This is a genomic window from Candidatus Delongbacteria bacterium, from assembly GCA_020634015.1.
Taxonomy (GTDB): Bacteria; CAIWAD01; CAIWAD01; order CAIWAD01; family CAIWAD01; genus JACKCN01.
The window spans coordinates 105721-126402 of sequence record JACKCN010000002.1; the positions used below are offsets into that span (position 1 = coordinate 105721).

Below are 20682 nucleotides of genomic sequence, written 5' to 3' on the forward strand. Positions count from 1 at the left end.
CCCGTGATGCAGTGGATTCTGTTCGAAGACGCCTGCGATGAGTTCTATCCCCTCTGTGAGCTGCGCCCCCAGTGGGAGCTGCGCACGGGGCTGGGTACTCTGGCCGAGCGACTCACCTGGCGTACGGGAGTGCCCTTCACGGGCTGGCTCTGCCGCAGCGAACTGCTGGACCTGCTGGCTGAGCGTGGTCTCGAGTCCCCGCATGCCGGCGATGCGCTCTGCGTGAATGCCCGGGTGCTTGAACTGGATCGCGAATCCCTTGACCTGCTTCAGCCGGGCGAGGCATACGAGCGCGATGGGGCACTGCTTGCCGCCCGTGTGACGCTGCCCGCGGGCTGCCGCACGCCCGAGGGCATCGCGGCGCTGGTCACGAGCAGGCGACCGGCGCCTGAACGCTGGAGCCTGGCACACCATCTCTGGGATCTGGTGTGCGACCTGCCCGAGCATCTCGAGTGCGACTGGCGCTGTCACACTCCCCGCACTCTGCCGGGCGGACTGCACCCGAGCGTGGTCCTGATGCGTCCTGAGCGAATCAGCCTGGCCGAGGATATCCGACTGGGTGCCTACACGGTCATCGATGCGCGTCAGGGCCCCGTGCTGATCGAGGAAGGTTGCGAGATCCTGCCCTTCTGCTACATCGAGGGGCCGTGCTTCATCGGACCCAACAGCCGTCTCAAGGCTCATACGCGGCTCTATGGTGGCTGCCATCTGGGGCCCGTTTCGCGAGTGGCGGGGGAAGTGGCCGAGAGTGTGATCCAGGGTTACAGCAACAAGCAGCATGATGGCTTTCTGGGCCACGCCTATCTGGGTGAGTGGTGCAACCTGGGGGCCGACACCAACAACAGCGACCTGAAGAACAACTACGGCAACGTGGTGGTCACCCTGAAAGGCCGCCCGGTCAAGACCGGACGGCGCTTCGTGGGGCTGATGATGGGCGATCACAGCAAGACCGCGATCAACACCATGTTCAACACGGGCACCGTGGTGGGCATCTTCGCCAACATCTGGGGGGGCGGTTTTCCCCAGACCGAGATCCCGGCCTTCAGCTGGGGCGGCCCTCCCGGGGGCTTCGTGCCTTACCGGGTCAACAAGGCACTCGATACGGCACGGGTGGTCATGGACAGGCGGCAGCAAGTACTCAGCCCCGCGATGGCGGCTCTGGCGACCCTGCGATCCGCCGAAGCGGGACACCGTGAAGACTGAGGCCCGGGGAAACACGACCCAGCCGGGTTACGGCACTCTGACCGCAGCGGCCCTCGAGGAACTGCGCTCTCTGCTGGGGCCACAGTCGCTGATCGAGGACTCCAGGCGCGAAGCCTACGCCGAGGATGAGCTGAAACGATCGTTCCTGCCGGATCTGGTCGTCGAGCCCCGCGCGGTGGAGGAAATCTGCTCCCTGATGCGCTGGGCGAACCGGCATCGCATACCCGTGACACCGCGTGGGGCGGGTACAGGATTGTCCGGAGGTGCTTTGCCGGTTTACGGCGGAGTGGTACTTTCGCTCCGGCGATTCGATCGCATCCTTGACATCGATCCGGTAAACCAGATCGCGGTGGTGGAACCCGGCGTGATCAACCGGGACCTGCAGCGTGCCGTGGAAGCGCGCGGATTGTTCTACCCGCCGGACCCATCCAGCAATGATTCAAGCTGTATCGGCGGGAACATCGCCGAGGATGCGGGCGGACCGCGGTGCTACAAGTACGGGACCACGCGACAGTGGGTCCTGCAACTTGAGGTGGTGTTGCCGGACGGCCAGTGCGCCACACTGGGAGTGCGCACGCGCAAAGGTGTCGTCGGATATGATCTCAAGGATCTTGTGATCGGCAGCGAAGGCACGCTGGGCATCATCACCCGGGCGGTGCTGCGCCTGGTGTCGCTGCCGGAAGCCACTCGCACACTGTTGGCACTGTTTCCGGACTTCCGCAGCGCATCGTCCCTGGTGGCTCGCCTGGCGGGCACAGGACTGGTGCCGAGTGCGCTGGAATTCATGGACGAGCGCTCGCTGGATCTGGTCCGCGCGACCTTGCCGCTGCAGCTGCCCGACAGCTGCCGTGCGGTGTTGCTGCTGGAAGTCGATGGCTCGGAAGCGGCACTGGACGCCCAGTCCGAAGCGCTGGGGGCCTGTTGTCTGGCCGCGGGCGCGCTGGACATCCTGGTGGCCCAGGGCGGCGAGAAACGCGAACGGCTCTGGGAAGTGCGACGCTCGCTGAGCCGGGTCACGCGCAAGGCATTCGCACAGAAGCTGAGCGAAGACGTGGTGGTGCCCGTCGACCGCATCGTGGACTATCTGGGGCGCGCCCGGGAACTGGGCGATGGGGCGGGCCTGACCGTGCTGGGTTACGGGCATCTGGGCGACGGCAATATCCACGTGAATGTGCTGTCGGCCATTGAAGGCGCACCGGAACGACGGAAGATGCAGGTGCTGGTGGGCAGACTGTTCGAACTGGCCCTGTCCATGGGGGGCACCATCAGCGGCGAGCACGGTGTCGGTTGCGCCAAGCAGCCCTGGATCTCACTGGAGATTCCGCCGGTGCTGATGGAATTGCAGAAAAATGTAAAACGGTTGCTGGACCCCAATCTGGTCCTCAACCCGGGTAAAATGTTCGACTGGCCGGCACCGGGAGCGGCGGAGAGACTGGGTCTGGACCTTGTCCCGCAGCTGACGGCGGAGGCTTCAAATCTTTCAGGAAGGCAATCATGAAATCCCTTACCCTTCGTACCGGGGCACTCGCCCTCTCCCTGCTGCTGGTGATCGGCCTCAGCTCCTGCGGCAACAAGAAGCGTCTGGCCGACGAGACCGCAGCTGCCGAAGCTGCCGCTCGTGCCGCTGCCGCCGCCAAGTTCACTGCTGACAGCCTGGCCCAGGTTCAGGCCACCGCCGACAGTCTGGCCGCCGTTGCCGCCGAGCTGAAGGCCAAGGCTGACGAAGAGGCCCGCATGGCCGCCCAGAAGAAGGCCGAAGAGCTGCAGGCCGCGCTGGCCAGCATGCAGACCGTGTACTTCGATTTTGACAAGTACAACCTGCGCAACGACACCCGCACCAAGCTGGAAGCCAATGCGGGCGTGATGACCGCCAACACCGAGCTGAGCGTGATGATCGAAGGTCATTGCGACGAGAACGGCAGTGACTCCTACAACTTCGCCCTCGGCGATCGTCGTGCCAACGCCGCCAAGGATTACCTGGTGAACATGGGCATCGATGCCAGCCGCCTGCGGACCATCTCCTACGGCAAGTCCCGTCCCGTGGCCGTCGGCGAAGGCGAAGAATTCTGGAAGCAGAATCGTCGCTGCGAATTCACGTCCGGCAAGTAAGTCCAGTATCGGGTCGCCCCTCCCGGGGCGACCCGTTCTGAAGCTGTCCCTTCGGGGACAGTTTTTCCATCCGGGGAAAAGGGCCTGCCTCCATGCACCTGCTTCAATTCGTCCGCGACGCGTCCCTGTTTTCCCAAGGCATCCTTGTTCTGCTGGTTCTGCTTTCGGTGGTCTCCTGGGCTCTGATCCTCGACCGTATCCTCTATTTCGTCAAGGCCCGCAAAGCCGGTGAAGACTTCGCCGATGCCGCCCTGCAGAGTCCCGGCCTCTCCGATCTGCTGCAACTGGTTGCCTACCATGGGGATGCTCCCGCCGCGCGCATGCTCGAGGATGCGGCTGCCGGGCTGGCCCGTCGCATGGGCTCGCCACTTTCGGCCACGGCCAACGACTGGGAGCGCCAGCTCCAGAGCCGAGGTCTGGCCGAGATGGAACAAGCTGAGCGCGGATTGGGTTTTCTGGCTACCGTCAGCTCCGCCAGTCCCTTCATCGGATTGCTGGGGACCGTGTGGGGCGTGATGGTGGCCTTCCTGCGCATCGGCAGCCATTCGGGCCAGGCGATGCTGGAGGTGGTGGGGCCCGGCATCGCCGAAGCCCTGATCGCCACGGTGGCCGGGTTGGCCACCGCGATTCCGGCCACCATCGCCTACAACTTCTTCAGCGCCCTGTCCACGCAACAGCGTCGACGTCTGGAGGAGATGGCCGGCCAGGTTGAAGGACTCAGCCGTGCAGCCCGCGAGGACCGATCCCGATGAAACTGCCCGAAGGGCGCGCGCCGCTCTCGGAAATCAATGTGACTCCCCTGGTGGACGTGTTTCTGGTGCTGTTGGTGATCTTCATGATCACGGCGCCTGTGCTGCGTCACGCCTTCGAGCTCTCTCTGCCCACCGCGGCCACCACTCCCACCGCAACCAAGGACGGCCTGACCGTGCGCCTGGATGGAAAAGGGACCCTCATGGTGGAAGATGCCCCCATCGAGCGCAGCGAACTGGCCGCCTTTCTGACGGACTGGCGGGCCGCATCACCCGATGCACACGCGGTCTACATCGAGGCGGATGCCAGCATCGCCTATGGCGAGGTGGTGCGTCTGCTGGATGATATCCGTTCCGCGGGCATCAGCGACGTGGGCATCGTCACCCGCCCCGGTGCACGTGAGACCACCAATGGGCCGTCCCGGTGAGCGCGCGCCTGCCCCGTGGCCTGCTGCTGCTCTCACTGTTGTGTCACATTCTGGCGCTGGCCGGACTTCAGTACTGGGGCATGGAATCCCGTGTGCCGGACATGCCCGAGATGAACCTGCGCATGGTGCAGCTGGTCGGTGGAGGCAACAATCGTCCCGGGTGGGTGCGCCCTCCGGATGCGGCCCCGGCACCCCCGAGCAGCCCGGTCCAGGAACCGGTTGCCGAACCCCTGACCACACCGGCCCGGCCCACTCCCCGGGATGTCGCGGTGGCGCCGGCGGTGGAGCCGTCACCCGCTGTGATCCAGGAACCGGCATCCGTGGCAACGGAAACTCCGCGGGAAGAAACTCCCGTATCCGAGACGGCAGTCAGCGGCCAGGGCACCGATACCCAGGCCACCACGCAGACACCTTCCCGCACGGTGGACCGACCGGGTCCCAAGGGACCGGGTGTGGACATGACCAGCGACAACACGGGCAACCCGGGCATCAGCAACTGGTTGCGCCGGAATCAGGCCGTGATCTATCGCAATTTCCGCTATCCGGCCCGCAACAGTGGGCGCGCGGTCGTGTATCATTTCATCGTCCAGGCCAACGGGACCATCAGCGAACCCGAGTTGCGCCGTGAATCGGGCGACCCGGTTCTGGATCACGCCGGTCTGGTGGCCGTGCGCAGCAGCCAGCTCTCGCCCCTGCCGCCGGATTCGCGGCTGAAGGCGCTGGGCGTCACCATCACATTCAGGGATTGAACATGAGTCGTCGGGAAATGGGACAGTGGCTGGCTTTGCTGGTCCTCTTGCTGTTGGGGTCGGCTCCTCTGGCCCTGCATGCCCAGGACGGATTGCCCGACGAGATTCCCGAAGTGGCCATCGAGATCCAGGCCAGTCAGTACTTCCGCCCGGCCCTCCAGTTCGCCTGGAATGACACCAGCGCGGCCTTCGTGCCCTTCCGTGATCGCCTGCGGCTGGGGCTGGAACTCTCGGGCAGCCTGCTGATCCTTGGCGAAGACGCGCTGGACACGCTCAGCGGCAAGGGCAGCTCGACCCCCGAAGCCCGTTGGGGCAGCATCACCGTGCTGCACCCGGACAAGCCCCGCGTGAACGGGGAAGAGCTGGGCATCAAGGTGGGTCTGCGTGATCGTCAGGACCGCAAGGACTTCGCCCACTGGACCATGAACTGGACCCCCGAGCGTGCGGATGCCGCCGCCGACAGCCTGGTGGACGCGATCCTGTATCTGTTGACGGGACGGACATCGCTGGTGGACAGCCGCATCATCATGGCCCGGCGCGGACGCGAGGGCGACAACATCTTCCTGTGTGACCACTACGGAAGCGGACTGCGGCCACTGACATTCACTCCCAGCCCCAAGTTCAGCCCGCGTCTCTCACCCGATGGCCGCTGGCTGGTCTATGGAGTCGTGCGTGATCCAGGAGGCGCGGACCTGTTCATCCAGCAGATCGACAACCAGCTGAATCCGGTTGGCTCTCCCGAACCGCTGCTCACGGGGCCCGAGTCGGATTCGTCGCCGGCCTGGTCTCCCGATGGACGCTGGCTGGCCTGTGCGTCCACGCGCAATGGCAACACGGATCTCTATCTGCTGCCAATGGAAAACGGCCGGATCAACGGCAGCGAGCGCCGGATCACATTCGACAGCGCCATTGACACCTCGCCCTCCTGGTCACCCGATGGGCGCTATCTGGTCTTCTGCAGTGATCGCAGCGGCGGCCTGCAGATCTACCGGATTTCCGTGGACGGACTGGAGACCGAACGCCTGAGCTGGTTCGGTTATGCCAATGACTGTCCCGACTGGTCGCCCGATGGCGACTGGATCACGTTCGTGACCCGCGAACGCAAGGGATTCCAGCTGGCGATGATGCGCACCGACGGCAGCGAAGCAATGAAACTGACCGACGAACCGGGCAACCATTTCAATCCGGTGTGGAGCCCCGACGGCACCCAGATCGCCTACAGCTGGAATGGAGTGGCCTGGATCACCTTCGCCGATGGCAGCGGCCGTCGCCGGCTGTGTGCGGGCAATGGCGCCAGCCCCGACTGGAGCACGGGACCACGCACGCGAGAAGGTCAACGATGAACACCGATCACCTTGAACACGGGCTGCGAGTGACCATGGTGGGCCTGTTGGGCAACACCATGCTGGCCGTGATCAAGGTGGCGTCGGGAATCCTGGGCAATTCAGCCGCGCTGGTGGCCGACGGAGTGGAATCCACGGCCGACGTGTTCAGTTCCATCGTGACCTACACGGGGCTGAAGGTGGCCTCGCGGCCCCCTGACCAGAACCATCCCTGGGGACACGGCAAGGCCGATTCGCTGGCCGGAATGATTGGCGGACTCAGCCTGCTGCTGGCCGGGCTGGGAGTCGCCTGGAGCGGAATCGAGCGTCTGCTGGAACCCCGGGGGCTCCCCGAGCCTTTCACCCTGGCCGTGCTGCTGGGCGTGGTGATCCTGAAGGAATTCCTCTATCAGCGATCCATGCGGGCCAGCAAGCGTCTGGGTTCCACCGCCCTGGCCTCGGACGCCTGGCATCACCGGAGCGATGCGCTGACGTCGCTGGTGGCGCTGTTCGGCATCGCGCTCAGCCTGACCGCAGGCGAGCGATTCGCCAATGCGGATGCCTGGGCCTGCCTGCTGGCCTCACTGATGATCGTCTACAACGGTGCCCGCATGCTGCGCATGGCTCTGAGCGAGATCATGGACGAACAGGTGCCGGAGAACACCGTCGAGAACATCCGAGTGGTGATCGGCCGCGTGCAAGGCGTGCATGCGGTCGAGAAATGCCTGGTACGCAAGAGCGGCATGCAGTTGCTGGTGGATGTGCACATCGAGGTGGACGGGGAGATGAGCGTGCGCGAAGGGCACACGCTGGCGCACAAGGTGCGCGATGCCCTGCGTGGTGCCGGCCTGTCGATTCTCGATGCCCTGGTGCACGTCGAACCGGTCGAGCCGGTCGCACACGCCCAGGTGGATTTTCCGCGCAGCAATGCGCCGACCGCAAGTGGAAAGGAACGTTTGCCATGACACGATTCCGCAGGGTCCGCCCATGGCTGGCTCTCGTTGCCCTCTGGATGCTGGCCAGCGGCTGCGCCTCACGGCGCGAAGTGGAGGGCATGCTCTCCGATGTGCAGCAGATGCGTTCGGCACTGGATCGCATCGAACAGTCTCAGGCGGCGCAGGACAGTCTTCTGCTGGACCGTACTGAGTTCATCAATGGACGGATCACCGAAGGCGAGACCTTCCAGCGGCGCAACAAGGCCGACCAGATGGAAAGTCTGGGCGAGATGCGCCAATTGATGGCCAGTCTGTCCGTGAGCCTCCAGGAAGGCCAGCAGTTCAGCCGCAGTCTCAGCCACCGTCTCGAGGAACTGACCGTGCTGCTGGCCCAGAGCGGCGTGAAACAGATGCGTGACAGCCTGGTGAATGCCGACCCGGAGTGGCTGTACAACCAGGCCACACTCGATCTCTACCGTGGCTTCCCCGAGTTGTCACGTCTGGGCCTGCGCGAGTACCTGCACCGTTTCCCCAAGGGGCCGCGCGTGGAGTACGCCCACTACTGGCTTGCCGAAACCTGGCTCAGCGAGCAGAATCCTGATTCGGCCCTGGTGGCGCTGGATGCTTTCCTGGGGGACTATCCCAACAGCAGCAAGCGCCCGGCTGCCCAGGTGCGCAAGGCCCTGCTGGTCGCCTCCCTCGGGGATGGCGCCACGGCCGAGAGACTGCTGGAGGAGGTGCTGCAGCGCTGGCCCCAGAGTGCGGAAGCCCGCATTGCGCGCCAGCGGCTGGAGGAAGGAAACCTGTATCAGGTGGTGCCCGACTCGCTGAAGGCCCCGCAGGATCCGGTGGAGAAGAAGGGGCTGATCCGCGAAACGGACAGCAAGTCCAAAGGCAGGAAAGCACGCTGAGGCCCTTGGCGTTCGCTTGCCGCAGGGCCATCGTGCGGGGGGCGTGGTTCAGAACGCGTCCACGGGAACCGGATCGGGACTGGTCTCGTCACCCGGACTGCCCTCGCGCACGGCCTTGAGCATGCTCAGCACCGTGTCGCGGCGCTGGAGCCTGGCTTCGACGGCTCCCCAGGGGCGATTGATGCTCAGCATGCCCCCCGTGGCTCTGTCATGATAGACCCGGATGCGATGCGCCACTCCGGCTTCTTCCAGCAGAGCCGAGAGGAACTGGGCTTCCATTTCGTTTTCAAGTTCGGCCAGGGCGACCATTTCTTCGGGACGCGGGGACATGGGACCTCCGGTTTGCGTCACCGATGATGGCAAAGCAAGCCGGCACACCGAAGCAGAATCGTTCACCATTGCAGCTGGATGGCCTGTCGCCCGTGCTGCCTGAGCTTCCGAGTAGACAGAAGGACGACATGAACTCATTCGAAACCCGACACCGGCTGGCGGCCCTGCTGATCTTCCTGACTGCCCTGGTACTCTATCTGAGCACCATGGCGCCCACCACCAGTTTCTGGGATTGCGGGGAATTCATCACCGCCAGCTACACGCTGTCCGTGCCGCATCCACCTGGAGCGCCCTTCTATCTGCTGCTGGGGCGCCTCTTCAGCATGCTGCCCTTTCCGGCGGACATCGGCGCCCGGGTGAACCTGATCAGTCCGGTGGCCAGTGCGCTGACCGTGATGCTGCTCTATCTGAGCGTGATCCATCTGCTGGCCTACTGGAAGACGCGCACCGAGATGGGGCTGAACGAAATCTTCGGCGCGGCCACCGGTGCGCTGGTGTTCATGGCCAGCGACAGTTTCTGGTTCAATGCCGTGGAGGCCGAGGTCTACGCCATTTCCATGCTCTTCACGGCTCTGGTGGTCTGGTTGGCCTTCGTCTGGCACGACCGGGTCAGCAGCGGTCGCGGCGATGGCTCGCGCATGCTGCTGCTGGTGTTCTACATCATCGGTCTGGCGATCGGCGTGCATCTGCTGAACGTGCTGGCGCTGCCGATGGTCTTCATGGTGATCTATTTTCACAACCGGCCCAAGGACGAGCTGCACATGCGCCTGTTCTGGCTGGGGCTGTGCACGCTGTCGATCCTGCCGGTCTATCCCGGTGTCGTGCTCTATTTTCCACGGCTTGTGGCCGCCTACGGTGCGGGCGCGATTCCCGCGGTGCTGCTTGCCCTGGCGTTCGTGTTCTGGGTTGGCCAGCACTGGCGTCAGCGCTGGCTGAGCCTGAGCAGTGCCGCCATTCTGCTGATGCTGCTGGGCTATCTGTCCTACGTGCTGATTCTGGTGCGCAGCGGGCTGAATCCGCCTCTGGACGAGAACGATCCCCAGACCATCCAGGGCCTCATCGCCTACCTCAGCCGCGAGCAGTATGGCAGCCAGAGCATCACCGACCAGCTGCTCAACCGTGCGGCACCGTTCTGGAGCTACCAGATCCAGCACATGTACAACCGATATCTGGGCTGGAACTTCCTGGGCCAGGCCGCCGATGGCAGCGTGAACATCTTCCGTTACCTGGCGCTGCCGGCGCTGCTGGCGATCTGGGGCATGGCCACTCACTGGATGCGGGACCGCCACCGTGCGATCACGATTTCGGCCCTGTTCTTCCTGACCGGTTACGCAATCGTGATCTACCTGAATCAGACCGATCCCCAGCCGCGCGAGCGGGACTACTCCTACGTGGGCAGTTTCTTCGCGATCGCCCTCTGGGTGGGCATCGGAGCCGCCGATGTACTGGAACGCCTGCGCGAATGGCTGCGCAAGCCCGGCGCGGGTCTGGCTGCCGGTGTTCTGATGCTGCTGGTGGTCCCGGGACTGATGACCGCACGCGGGTATCACGAACACGACCGCACGGGCAACTACGTGGCCTGGGACTATGCCTGGAACGCACTGAACATGCTGGAACCCGACGCGATCCTGTTCACCAACGGGGACAATGACACCTTCCCGCTCTGGTATCTCCAGGAAGTGGAAGGCATCCGCCGCGATGTGCGCGTGGTGAACCTGAGCCTGCTCAACACGGGCTGGTATATCCGCCAGTTGCGAGACATCGAACCGAAGGTGCCGCTGTCACCGGAATTCACCGACGAATTCATCACCTCGCGCATCGACGGCGGAGGACGCGAAGCCATCTTCTGGCGTTACTGGGGGCCGTCGGTCTGGGTGGACAACACGGGCAAGCCGCTGCCCCGGGAACTGTGGTACAGGGTGCCGATGAGCCTGGAGAACGGCGAGCGCTTCAGCGTGCGCCTGGAACCCAGCATCCGACTGGAAGTGGGCGACGGGTTCGATGGCCCCAATTTCATCCGTGTCCAGGACCGGATGATCCTCGAGATCCTGCGCGCGGCCAACTGGAAGCGCCCGGTGTACATGGCGATCACGGTGCCCAGCTACAACTTCGCCGGCACCTACCCGTTGTACCGCATGGACGGGCTGGCATTCAAGATGCTGGGGGAAGTCGGCCCGCACGACTCCGACCCCGCGATCCTCGAAGCCACCCTGGCCAAGTTCGAGACACACTTCCGTGGCCTGAACGATCCGGATGTGTTCTTCGATTCCCAGATCGAGCGCCTGGTGCAGAACTATCGCAGTACCTACCTCGAGCTGGCCCGGGCCTACGAAGGCACCAACGATGTGGAACGCATCCTGGCGACCGTGGATCGCATGGAGAAATTCATGCCGCCCTCGGTGATTCCCGTGGCCGTGGGCGAACACCGACGCACGATCGAGATGTACAAGAGTCTGCGACGAATCGATCCGGTTCCAACCGAGCAACCCTGACCGGCTCCTGCGCTTCAGCCTGCACCAATCAGCCCCCGCCCACCGGCGGGGGCTTTCTCTTGCCTTGCCGGATAACGGCGATTGGATTGATACCGGAAGTTCACGGGGGCGGCCAAGGGCCGGAGACTCGGGGGCGAGCCGGGTGCCGGGATTGCAGAAAATCCGGCATTGCCGCACAAATGGGTTGGCGCATTCAGTGCAATTCGAAGGTGGCCTGATTGAATTCGAACTGGAACAAAGTTTGCCATGGGTTTCAGGTACTGCCATCGAATCCTGCGACAGTTCGTCTTGTGTCGCAAGAATAACATGGATTGCATTGTGCGACCGGGACCACGGCCTTGAGGGTGCCGGTCGCGGATCACCACCCGATTCCTCGTGGGGAATCCAGAGCGGGAGGACGAACGATGAACCAGTTGAAAACCTTCGGATCCGGCCTGATGCTGCTGAGCCTGCTGCTTTCCCTGAGCACCCCGGCCACCGCGCGGAGCGTGCAGTCACCCTTGTACAAGTGGCAGACGGGGCAGACACGGGCGCGCATGGATGCGGGCGTGGTCCCCGTGACACGCCAGCAGGCTCCAGCCGCGATCGTGGTGCACAAGAGCAATGGGGATTCGCGCATCATCGATGCACCCACGGATCCCAACTACTACCCCGTGTGCTCCATCGAGTTCACCAATCCGACGATCCATCCGTTCTGCGGATTCAGCCAGACCAATCCATTCTTCATCCCGACCTGCCAGGTGACCGACCCGACGTGGTTGCCCCAGTGCGGCGTACCCACCGATCCACAGTTCTTCCAGGACTGCCAGACCAATCCGGCTTTCGATCCTTTCTGCGAGGATCTGACCAACCCCAACATCCATCCGATGTGTGCCACCAATCCGCAGTACGACCCACTCTGCGTGCCAACGGATCCAACGCACGACCCACTGTGCGTTCCCACCGATCCCAGCTGGGACTCCAGCTGCATTCCTGCCGACGCGCTGGACGTGCCGGGGACCTTCGAACTGGGTCAGAACTATCCCAATCCCTTCAATCCGGTCACCCGCATCGACTTCACGCTGAGCGAGACCAGCATGGTGACACTTGCCGTGTTCGATCTGTCCGGTGCCCATGTCAGCACCCTGGTGCATGGCATGACCGGCAGCGGGCAGCATTCCGTCGAACTGGATGCCAGCCGACTGGCCAGTGGGGTGTACGTCTACACACTCCAGGCCAACGACCGCACCCTGAGTCGCAAGATGGTGCTGCTCAAGTAAGGCCAATCCCCCTTGCGTTCGTTCGAACACCCCCGTCCGGGTTTCCCGGCGGGGGTGTTCGCGCTCTCCCGGGATTGGGCGTGGCGGTCGAGGTAGCGGTCGAGGTAGCGGTCGAGGTGGCGGTCGAGGTGGCGGACGAGGTAGTGGACGAGGTAGTGGACGAGGTAGTGGACGAGGTAGTGGACGAGGTGGCGGACTAGGTGGCGGTCGAGGTAGCGGTCGACGTGGCGGTCGAGGTAGTGGTAGAGGTAGCGGTCGAGGTAGTGGACAAGGTGGCGGTCGAGGTGGCGGTTGATGGAACCGTCCCCTTGGTCAGCGTGGACTGGACCACCATGACCGTCAGCATGACCCTCGAAACGACCGACTCCTCACATCCCCACCGACCACTCCCTGAACAGTCGATTCTTCAGGTCCTGCTTCTGGCTTTTCAGCAGGAAACTGTGATCCGCGGCCGCCAGCTGCAGATCCAGCAGGGCGTTGGCGTCCAGCGACCATTCACGGGCCGCGTCGGCCAGTTCCGTCTTCAGGGAGGTGCCAAAGAAACCGGGGTCATCGCTGTTGAGGGTCAGGGCCAGGCCTGCCTGTCTGAACAGGGGAAAGGGATGCGATTCCTGCGGTGCGAGTGAGCCCGTGTGCCGGTTGCTGCCGGGGCAGAGATCCAGGCAGACACGCTTCTCGCGCAACAGGTCCAGCAGCGCAGGATCACTGGCGGCGCGGGTGCCGTGTCCAATGCGGCTCACTCCCAGCACGTCCACGGCGGCACGCACGCTGGCGGCATCGGCCCATTCGCCCGCGTGGGCGGTCAGGCCATAACCCGCTGCGCCCGCAAGCGCGAACAGTTCCGCGAACTGTGCCGCCGGCGCGACCGTCTCGGCTCCACCAATTCCAATGGCTTTCACGCGGCTCCAGCGTCGGGGATGCAGGTGCGCGTGCCAGAAGCGCAGCGCGTGATCGGGACCCAGGTTGCGCACGAAGTCGCAGATCAGGTTCACGTGCACGCCCCGCCGCTGAAGAACTTCTTCGATGGCCTGGTCGATCAGGTCCAGGCGGAAGCCGCGACCCAGTACGTAGGAGTCCGGCGAGTAGAAGACCTCGGCATAGAGCAGCTGCTGCCGTTCCATGTAGTCACACAGCGACTCGGCGAACACGGCAAAGTCGGTTTCATGGCGCACCAGGCGAGTCATGCGCAGCCAGCCCTGCAGGAAGCCATCCATGTCACGGCCGGAGAAGACCTGGTCTTCCGACTCGGGCCAGCGGTGTTCGGGCACGCCGTTGCGGCGCAGCAGTTCCTGCAGACCCCGGCGATCCAGGCATCCTTCCAGGTGCAGGTGCAGTTCCACTCCGGGCAGAGCGTGAAGGTCCGGCAGTGGCGGCACACTCATTCCGAGCTGCCGTCGCCTTCCACGGGCGCTACGTCCGCCGTGGGTACGGTGTAGCCAGCATTGGTGATCGCGGCCGCCAGCAGGTCCCGTTCGTCGGCGGGGGCATCGGCCACCACCACGGTCGCCGTTTCCTGATCCAGACTGACCACCACCGACTGCACGGCGGGCACCTTCTTCAGGGCCATGCTGACCGTCTGGACACAGCCATCGCAGGTCATGCCGTTCACGGCAAGCACGAGCGTGTCCAGCCTGGCCGCCTGGACCACTGCCGCACCCATGTCTGCTTTCTCGGAACTCTTGCCGCAGCTGGTCAGCAGGCATGCGGCCAGCAACAGCAGTGCGGAATGGGTCATCATCCTCTTCATGCGTCCGTCTCCTCCCCGTGGAAATCGTACCTTGGCCGGCGTCCGTCAGCACATTCCGCCGCTCATCGGCCAGCTGACAGGCCATTCGGCCAGCCTTCGGCGGGCCTGAATGTACGAAGGACCGTTCCTGACTTCCGCATCCGCATGCAACCCTCCGGCTCGACGGCTCGCTCGATCGTCCTGCCCAACGGGAATGGGTCCCGTCCCAGAGTCACTCTTCCTGCCGGATGCGGACAGGAATTCATCCCGGAAGGACTTCCATGCTCGACTCATCCATGCATCGCATGTCCACAGGATTCCTGCATCTCGCCTTGCTGATCCTGCTGGCATCGGGAACACGCGGAATCGCGCGGGCCGACACGGGCTTCCGGACACCGTCGCCGGAACTGGTCGCGATTGCCGACATGCCCCGCAGCAGCCAGGTCCGCATCTCGCCCGACGGGACGCATTTCCTGCTGCTCGAGCGTTCCTCGGCCGAAGCGCTGGCCGAACTGGACCGGCCCGAACGGCCGCTGGCCGGTCTGCGTCTGGATCCGGGACGCAGTGGCCCCAGCCGTTTCACGGCCTATGTGGGATTCCGTCTGGTGGAGCTGGCCACCGGCGACACATTGCACTGCGATACCCTGCCCGAAGGCCTGATTCTCGGCTACAGCGCCTGGGCACCCGACGGGTCCCGTGTGGCGCTGGGCGTCGTCGGCAGCGAGGGCTGGCGGCTCTGGATCCTTGAATGTGACACGGGAAAGTTGGTGTCCCTGCAGGAACCGCGCCTGAATGCCTGCTTCGGTACTCCCTTCCACTGGATGCCCGACAGCCGCGGTCTGGCGATGCGCACCGTGATCCCCGGCAGCGACTCCGTGCCGCCGCCACTTCCATTGGCGCCGCGTGTCGAGGAGAACACGGGCCAGAAAGCCCCCGCCCGCACCTGGCAGGACCTGCTGGAAACGGCCGAGGACGACGCGCTGTTCTCACGACTCTGCCGCTCGCGCGTGGCTCTGCTGGAATGGGATGACACGGGCCGCAGCTCGCTGCGCGAACTGCGCGAGCTGGAAGGAGTCTTCACCGACCTGACACCTTCTCCCGATGGACGGATGCTGCTCGTCGAGGAACTGCGTGAACCCTGGAGTCGTCTGCTGCCCTGGTATCGCTTCCCGACCCGGATTTCGGTGCATGATCTGCAGGGAAAGCTGCTGTACACGGTCGTCGATCGCCCGCTGGCCGACCGGATTCCCATCACGCGCGGCTCCTGCGTCACGGGTCCACGCGATGTGAGCTGGCGCGCCGACAGCGATGCCAGTCTGGTCTGGTTCGAAACACTGGATGGCGGTGATCCGGGCCAGGCGGCGACACCCCGTGATCAGGCATTCATGCAGGCGGCTCCGTTCAAGGACTCGCCCGTGCTGTTGCACACCAGCGAGCTGAGACTGAGTTCCATTCAGTGGGCTCACGACGACCTGGCCCTGGTCTGGAGCTGGTGGTGGCCCACGCGCACCCTGCGTTGCGAGCGCATCGCCCCGGCCAAGCCTGACACACGCGCGGCCCTGGTGAGCGAACGCAACTGGCAGGACCGCTATTCCGATCCGGGTCGTCCGATCTCGCGCATCGATTCCAGAGGTCAGAGCGTGCTGCAGCTGGATGCCAGCGGGGATTCGCTGTACTACACGGGCAGCGGAGCATCGGCCGAGGGCGAGCATCCCTTCCTGGATGCTGTGGCCATCGCGGACGGCGGCAGCCGTCGCCTGTTCCAGAGCGCACCCGGTGGGTACGATTCCGTCGTGGACTATGAACCGGACACGGGGCGTCTGCTGCTCAGTCGCGAGGACCGACGCACTCCGTCCAATCTGTGGACCCGCGACCTGATCACCGGTGCCGAACACCAGTTGACCAGGGCCCCGAACCCACACCCCTGGCTGAACGAGGCCAGCAGTGAGGTGATCCATTACACGCGCGCCGATGGTGTGGCCCTGCACGGCACACTCTGGCTGCCTCCGGGCTGGACCCCCGATCAAGGCCCCTTGCCGACCCTGCTCTGGGCCTACCCTGGCGAGTTCCGCAGCGCCGACGCCGCCGGTCAGGTCAGCGGTTCCGGTGACCGTTTCGAACGCCTGAGCTGGGCTTCCGCCGTGATCTGGCTGCTCAAGGGCTACGCCGTGCTGGACGACCCGGCCATGCCGATCATCGGCGAAGATGACGAGAGCCCCAACGATACTTTCGTGAGCCAGCTGGTGGCCGATGCCCAGGCTGCGGTGGACGCACTCGTTGCACGCGGTGTCTGCGACCCGGCCCGCGTGGCCGTGGGTGGGCACAGTTACGGTGCCTTCATGACGGCCAACCTGCTGGCGCACAGCCGGATCTTCGCGGCGGGGCTTGCGCGCAGCGGAGCCTACAACCGCACCCTGACCCCCTTCGGCTTCCAGTCGGAAGACCGCAATTTCTGGGAGGCGCCCGAGGTCTACATGGCGATGTCGCCGTTGGCACACGCCGACACCATCCTCGACCCCCTGCTGCTGGTGCACGGCGAACGGGACAGCAATCCGGGCACCCATCTGCTGCAGAGCGAGCGCATGTTCGAAGCGATCAAGGGGCTGGGTGGCACGGCGCGCCTCTGCGTGCTGCCCTGGGAAAGCCACAGCTACCGGGCGCGCGAAAACATTCTGCACCTGCTCTGGGAAACGGAGACCTGGCTGGATCGCCATGTGACCCGGGCCCCGGAGCCGGTGGAGGACACGTCCGGAAAGTGACGGTCCGTGTGCACGAGGCTCGAATGATCACAAGGAGGAGGACCCATGGCCGGCACGATCTTTTCGCGCATCATCGCGGGCGAGATTCCCGCGGACATCGTCTATCAGGATGAGCGGGTGACCGCCTTCCGTGACATCCAGCCCCAGGCGCCGACCCATATCCTGGTGATTCCCAACCGCGAGATCGCCACCGCCGATGATGTGAGCGACGCGGACGAGGCCCTGCTGGGACACCTCTTCGTGGTGGCCAGCCGCATTGCCCGGGAACAGGGCATTGCCAAGGACGGGTATCGTCTGATCGTCAATTGCCGCGACCACGGCGGGCAGGAAGTGTTTCACCTGCACATGCACCTGCTGGGCGGACGTCCGCTGGGCCCCATGCTGGCCCGCTGACCGGATACGCACCCAATCTGAAACGGATCGGATACATCATGCAGATCACACCGTACGGAGCCGCCCGGGAAGTCACCGGCTCGATGCACCTGCTGACGACGGACAAGGACCGAGTGCTGCTGGATTGCGGCCTGCATCAGGGCCGTCGCCAGGAAGCCACCGAAAAGAACCGGGTGATGCCCCTGGATCCCGCGCTGGTCACCAGCGTGGTGCTCTCCCACGCCCACATCGATCACAGCGGGCGTCTGCCCCTGCTGGGCGTCCAGGGATTCAGCGGCCGCATTCTCTGCACCCGGGCCACCGCGGGAGCCTGCGAGTACCTGCTGCCGGATGCCGGACACATCCAGGAATCGGATGCCGAATACCTCAACTACAAATCCGTGCGCAACGCACTGGCCGAACGGGCGCGCTCCCCACGCGCCAAAGCGCTGAGCAGCCGCCGGATGAAGGAAATCAAGGGCAGTCTGAAACTGGGGCCGCACAAGATCAACAAGGAAGCCCTTGGCACCTATGGCCGCGAACTGAACGTGCCACGCGTCGAGCCGCTCTATACCCAGCAGGACGCCGAGCGCATCCTGCGCCAGTTCGAAGGCATCCCCTACGGCCAGGAGACCGAAGTGGGCAAGGGCATCTTCTGCCGCTTCGAGGAGGCCGGTCACATTCTGGGGTCCGCCCAGTGCCTGCTGCGCATCCAGGAGGGAGGCCGTACCCGGCGCGTGATCTATTCGGGTGACATGGGCCGCTTCGGCATGCCCATTCTGCGTGACCCCTTCCTGCAGTTCAGCCCCGAAGAGCGCGAGCCGGATCTGCTGCTGATGGAATCCACCTACGGCGACCGCGAACACGGCCCGCGCGCCGAACTGAAACCCCTGCTGCGCTCGATGGTGGAAGCGGTCACCCGCAGCCGCGGCACGCTGTTGATTCCGGCCTTCGCCTTCGGACGCACCCAGCTGCTGCTCTATTTCCTGCATGAGCTGTACAAGGAAGGCGCGGTCAAGCGCTTGCCGGTCACCGTGGACAGCCCGCTGGCCACTCGCCTGACACGGGTATTCGGCGAGCATCCCGAAGTGTACGACAAGGACGCCCGTCTGGACTTCCTCTCCCGGGGTCTGAACCCCTTTGACTTTCCCGAACTGCGCTTCGTCGAGTCGGTGGAGGAATCCATGGAGCTCAGCCAGCGCAAGGGAGCCCAGATCGTGATCGCGGCCAGCGGCATGTGCGAAGCGGGGCGCATTCTGCATCACCTGCGCTATCGCATCCACGACTCGCGCACTCTGTTGCTGCTGGTGGGCTACATGGCCGAGCACACCCTGGGCCGCCGCCTGGAGGATCTGGCCGACCACCACAACGGCGAGGGCCGGGGCCTGGTGAAGATTCTGGGCAAGGAATATCCTGTCAGGGCCCGCATCGAGAAGATCGATGGCTTCAGCGCCCACGGAGATCGCAATGATCTGCTGCGCTATCTCAAGGAAGGTGGTCTGCGACCGAAGCGGATCGCGCTCGTGCATGGCGAGGAGGCCCAGTCACAGGCCTTCGCCGACACGCTGCGAGGGCTTGGACACACGGTGGTGGTACCCCGTCGTGGCGAAAGTCTGAATCTGGATTGACCGCGACCCGGTGACTCGTCGGCCCGTCGCGGGCCCTTCGCCGGACGCCGTACACGAAGCTGGAGAATCGATGCATCCTGAATCCCGGCAGGCCCTGGCGGCCCGCATACATGGTCTGTCGCACATTCGCGGCGATTTTCTGCTGCGCAGCGGTGTGCGTTCCACGGAGTACTTCGACAAGTACCTCTTCGAGTCCGATCCGGCCTGCCTGAGCCAGATCGCTGCGGAAATGGCCGACTTGCTTCCCCCGCCTCCCCCATCCGGGGAACGGCTGCTGGCCGGGCTGGAGCTGGGCGGAGTCCCGCTGGCCACCCTGCTGGGCCAGCGCAGCGGGCTGCCCGTGCTCTTCGTGCGCAAGCAGGCCAAGGAGTACGGTACCTGCAAGCTGGCCGAAGGGCCGCCCTTCGCCGGTCGCGAGCTGGTGCTGGTGGAGGATGTAATCACCTCCGGCGGAGCCGTGCTGGATGCCACCCGTGCCCTGCGCGAGGCGGGGGCCGTGGTCAACACCGTGCTGGCCGTGATCGATCGCGACTCCGGCGGGCGGGCCAATCTGGCCGCCGCGGGGCTGGATCTGCGAGTGCTGTACACCATTCACGAACTGAAGCAGGCGGCAGCCGCCGCCACAGAGTCACCGGAGTCCTGAATGAAATTCGAGACACTGCTGCTGGAACGCAGCGATGCCATCGCCCGGGTCACGATCAATCGCCCCGAGAAACTGAACGCTTTGTCACACCAGGTCTTTGCCGATCTGGATGCCTGCTTTCATGAGCTGGCTGCCGACGACGACCTGCGCGCCGTGATCCTCACCGGTGCCGGCGACAAGGCCTTCGTGGCCGGAGCCGACATTGCCGAACTGGCCGAGCAGGACCCGCCCGGCGGTCACCGCACCTCGCGCTACGGCCAGGCGGTCATGAACCGCATCGAGGCGATGTCCGTGCCCGTGATCGCCGCGGTCCATGGTTTCGCCCTGGGAGGCGGCTGCGAACTGGCCCTGAGTTGCCATGTGCGACTGGCTCACGCCAATGCGCGATTCGGTCAGCCAGAAGTGAATCTGGGCCTGATCCCGGGCTACGGAGGAACCCAGCGCCTGACCCGCCTGATCGGAATGGGCCGGGCCACCGAACTCTGCATCAGCGCTCGGATGGTGGATGCCCAGGAAGCCCTCGCCATCGGTCTGGTCAGCCGGGTGCACGAATGCTGGCAGCGCAACGAAGCGGGCGAACCGCTCAGCGATGCCAAAGGCCGCCCGCTGCCCGATCTGACGGCATTCCTCGATCAAGTGGAGAACTGGGCCCGCGGCCTGCTGGACAAGGCTCCGCTGGCGATCGCCGGATGCATCGAAGCAGTCCGCCGGGGAGCCAGCCTGCCATTGGGTGCAGCGCTGGAGCTGGAACAGGATCTTTTCTCCGCGTGTTTCAGTACGGCCGACATGCGCGAAGGCACGGCAGCATTTCTGGAAAAGCGCAAAGCTGCCTTTCGCGGGCGATGAGGCGGGAAGGCAATTGGAACTTGACAAGCCAACTGCCCGGTCGTAAACTTGCGGCTTCGCGATTTCGGAATTCCTGCCGATAAGGCATCCGGAAGCCGCTCAACTCGGAGACCCTATCGACGCTGGTTAGAGATTGTTGTTTCAGGCACCTCACCCGCCGCTTCACGCAGGCGGGATGAACTGGAAACCCTGCCCGGAAAGCCATTTACGGTCTTCGGGCA

At 64.6% G+C, this 20682-nt stretch carries 19 protein-coding genes; 16 read left to right on the forward strand and 3 right to left on the reverse strand.

The features are described 5' to 3' along the window. Positions 1–6 precede the first annotated feature (6 nt). The 9 genes from H6678_04595 (at position 7) to H6678_04635 (ending at position 8406) form a co-directional block, all read left to right on the forward strand. Positions 7–1203: a hypothetical protein gene (locus H6678_04595; protein ID MCB9473070.1), complete on the forward strand. Its 1197-nt coding sequence runs from the start codon at positions 7–9 to the stop codon at positions 1201–1203. Then, a complete protein-coding gene (locus H6678_04600; GenBank protein ID MCB9473071.1) occupies positions 1193–2701 on the forward strand; it encodes an FAD-binding protein in 1509 nt (502 codons plus the stop codon). Before H6678_04595 ends, H6678_04600 begins: the two co-directional genes overlap by 11 nt. Beyond that, positions 2698–3312 carry a peptidoglycan-associated lipoprotein Pal gene (gene pal / locus H6678_04605; GenBank protein MCB9473072.1) on the forward strand — a complete coding sequence of 205 codons (615 nt, stop codon included), beginning with the start codon at positions 2698–2700 and terminating at the stop codon, positions 3310–3312. Before H6678_04600 ends, pal begins: the two co-directional genes overlap by 4 nt. 92 nt (positions 3313–3404) lie before the next feature. Continuing rightward, positions 3405–4064, forward strand: a complete 660-nt coding sequence (locus H6678_04610) for a MotA/TolQ/ExbB proton channel family protein (protein ID MCB9473073.1) — start codon at positions 3405–3407, stop codon at positions 4062–4064. Then, the gene (locus tag H6678_04615) at positions 4061–4489 is read left to right on the forward strand and encodes a biopolymer transporter ExbD (protein ID MCB9473074.1); all 429 of its coding nucleotides are present in this window, start codon (positions 4061–4063) and stop codon (positions 4487–4489) included. Before H6678_04610 ends, H6678_04615 begins: the two co-directional genes overlap by 4 nt. Next, positions 4486–5238 carry a TonB family protein gene (locus H6678_04620; protein ID MCB9473075.1) on the forward strand — a complete coding sequence of 251 codons (753 nt, stop codon included), beginning with the start codon at positions 4486–4488 and terminating at the stop codon, positions 5236–5238. The genes H6678_04615 and H6678_04620 overlap by 4 nt, the downstream gene beginning before the upstream one ends. A 2-nt stretch (positions 5239–5240) precedes the next feature. After that, entirely contained in the window at positions 5241–6581 is a 1341-nt protein-coding gene (locus H6678_04625) for a PD40 domain-containing protein (GenBank protein MCB9473076.1), read from the forward strand. Then, positions 6578–7525 carry a cation transporter gene (locus H6678_04630; protein MCB9473077.1) on the forward strand — a complete coding sequence of 316 codons (948 nt, stop codon included), beginning with the start codon at positions 6578–6580 and terminating at the stop codon, positions 7523–7525. Before H6678_04625 ends, H6678_04630 begins: the two co-directional genes overlap by 4 nt. After that, positions 7522–8406, forward strand: coding sequence for a tetratricopeptide repeat protein (locus H6678_04635; GenBank protein MCB9473078.1), 885 nt, complete (start codon positions 7522–7524; stop codon positions 8404–8406). Before H6678_04630 ends, H6678_04635 begins: the two co-directional genes overlap by 4 nt. A 48-nt stretch (positions 8407–8454) precedes the next feature. On the opposite strand, the gene H6678_04640 is transcribed toward H6678_04635, so the two are convergent. After that, on the reverse strand, positions 8455–8736 hold the full coding sequence (locus H6678_04640; GenBank protein ID MCB9473079.1) for a hypothetical protein: 282 nt from the start codon (positions 8734–8736) through the stop codon (positions 8455–8457). A gap of 128 nt (positions 8737–8864) precedes the next feature. Here H6678_04640 and H6678_04645 point away from each other — a divergent pair, with 128 nt between their 5' ends. Then, positions 8865–11228, forward strand: coding sequence for a DUF2723 domain-containing protein (locus tag H6678_04645; GenBank protein MCB9473080.1), 2364 nt, complete (start codon positions 8865–8867; stop codon positions 11226–11228). A 404-nt stretch (positions 11229–11632) separates the two neighbouring features. Beyond that, positions 11633–12487 carry a T9SS type A sorting domain-containing protein gene (locus H6678_04650; GenBank protein ID MCB9473081.1) on the forward strand — a complete coding sequence of 285 codons (855 nt, stop codon included), beginning with the start codon at positions 11633–11635 and terminating at the stop codon, positions 12485–12487. Between the two features lie 368 nt (positions 12488–12855). Here H6678_04650 and H6678_04655 read toward each other — a convergent pair whose 3' ends face one another. Both H6678_04655 and H6678_04660 read right to left on the reverse strand, forming a co-directional pair. Next, positions 12856–13869 carry a hypothetical protein gene (locus tag H6678_04655; GenBank protein ID MCB9473082.1) on the reverse strand — a complete coding sequence of 338 codons (1014 nt, stop codon included), beginning with the start codon at positions 13867–13869 and terminating at the stop codon, positions 12856–12858. Beyond that, positions 13866–14234, reverse strand: coding sequence for a heavy-metal-associated domain-containing protein (locus tag H6678_04660; GenBank protein ID MCB9473083.1), 369 nt, complete (start codon positions 14232–14234; stop codon positions 13866–13868). Before H6678_04660 ends, H6678_04655 begins: the two co-directional genes overlap by 4 nt. A 260-nt stretch (positions 14235–14494) precedes the next feature. On the opposite strand from H6678_04660, the gene H6678_04665 reads away from it, so the two are divergent. The 5 genes from H6678_04665 (at position 14495) to H6678_04685 (ending at position 20461) form a co-directional block, all read left to right on the forward strand. Beyond that, complete coding sequence (locus H6678_04665; GenBank protein ID MCB9473084.1) at positions 14495–16972, forward strand: S9 family peptidase; 2478 nt, start codon at positions 14495–14497, stop codon at positions 16970–16972. A gap of 45 nt (positions 16973–17017) precedes the next feature. Then, a complete protein-coding gene (locus H6678_04670) occupies positions 17018–17365 on the forward strand; it encodes a histidine triad nucleotide-binding protein (GenBank protein MCB9473085.1) in 348 nt (115 codons plus the stop codon). Between the two features lie 38 nt (positions 17366–17403). Further along, complete coding sequence (locus H6678_04675) at positions 17404–18972, forward strand: MBL fold metallo-hydrolase (GenBank protein MCB9473086.1); 1569 nt, start codon at positions 17404–17406, stop codon at positions 18970–18972. A 70-nt stretch (positions 18973–19042) separates the two neighbouring features. Continuing rightward, positions 19043–19615, forward strand: coding sequence for an orotate phosphoribosyltransferase (gene pyrE, locus H6678_04680; GenBank protein ID MCB9473087.1), 573 nt, complete (start codon positions 19043–19045; stop codon positions 19613–19615). Then, the gene (locus H6678_04685) at positions 19616–20461 is read left to right on the forward strand and encodes an enoyl-CoA hydratase/isomerase family protein (GenBank protein MCB9473088.1); all 846 of its coding nucleotides are present in this window, start codon (positions 19616–19618) and stop codon (positions 20459–20461) included. The last annotated feature ends 221 nt before the right edge of the window (positions 20462–20682 follow it).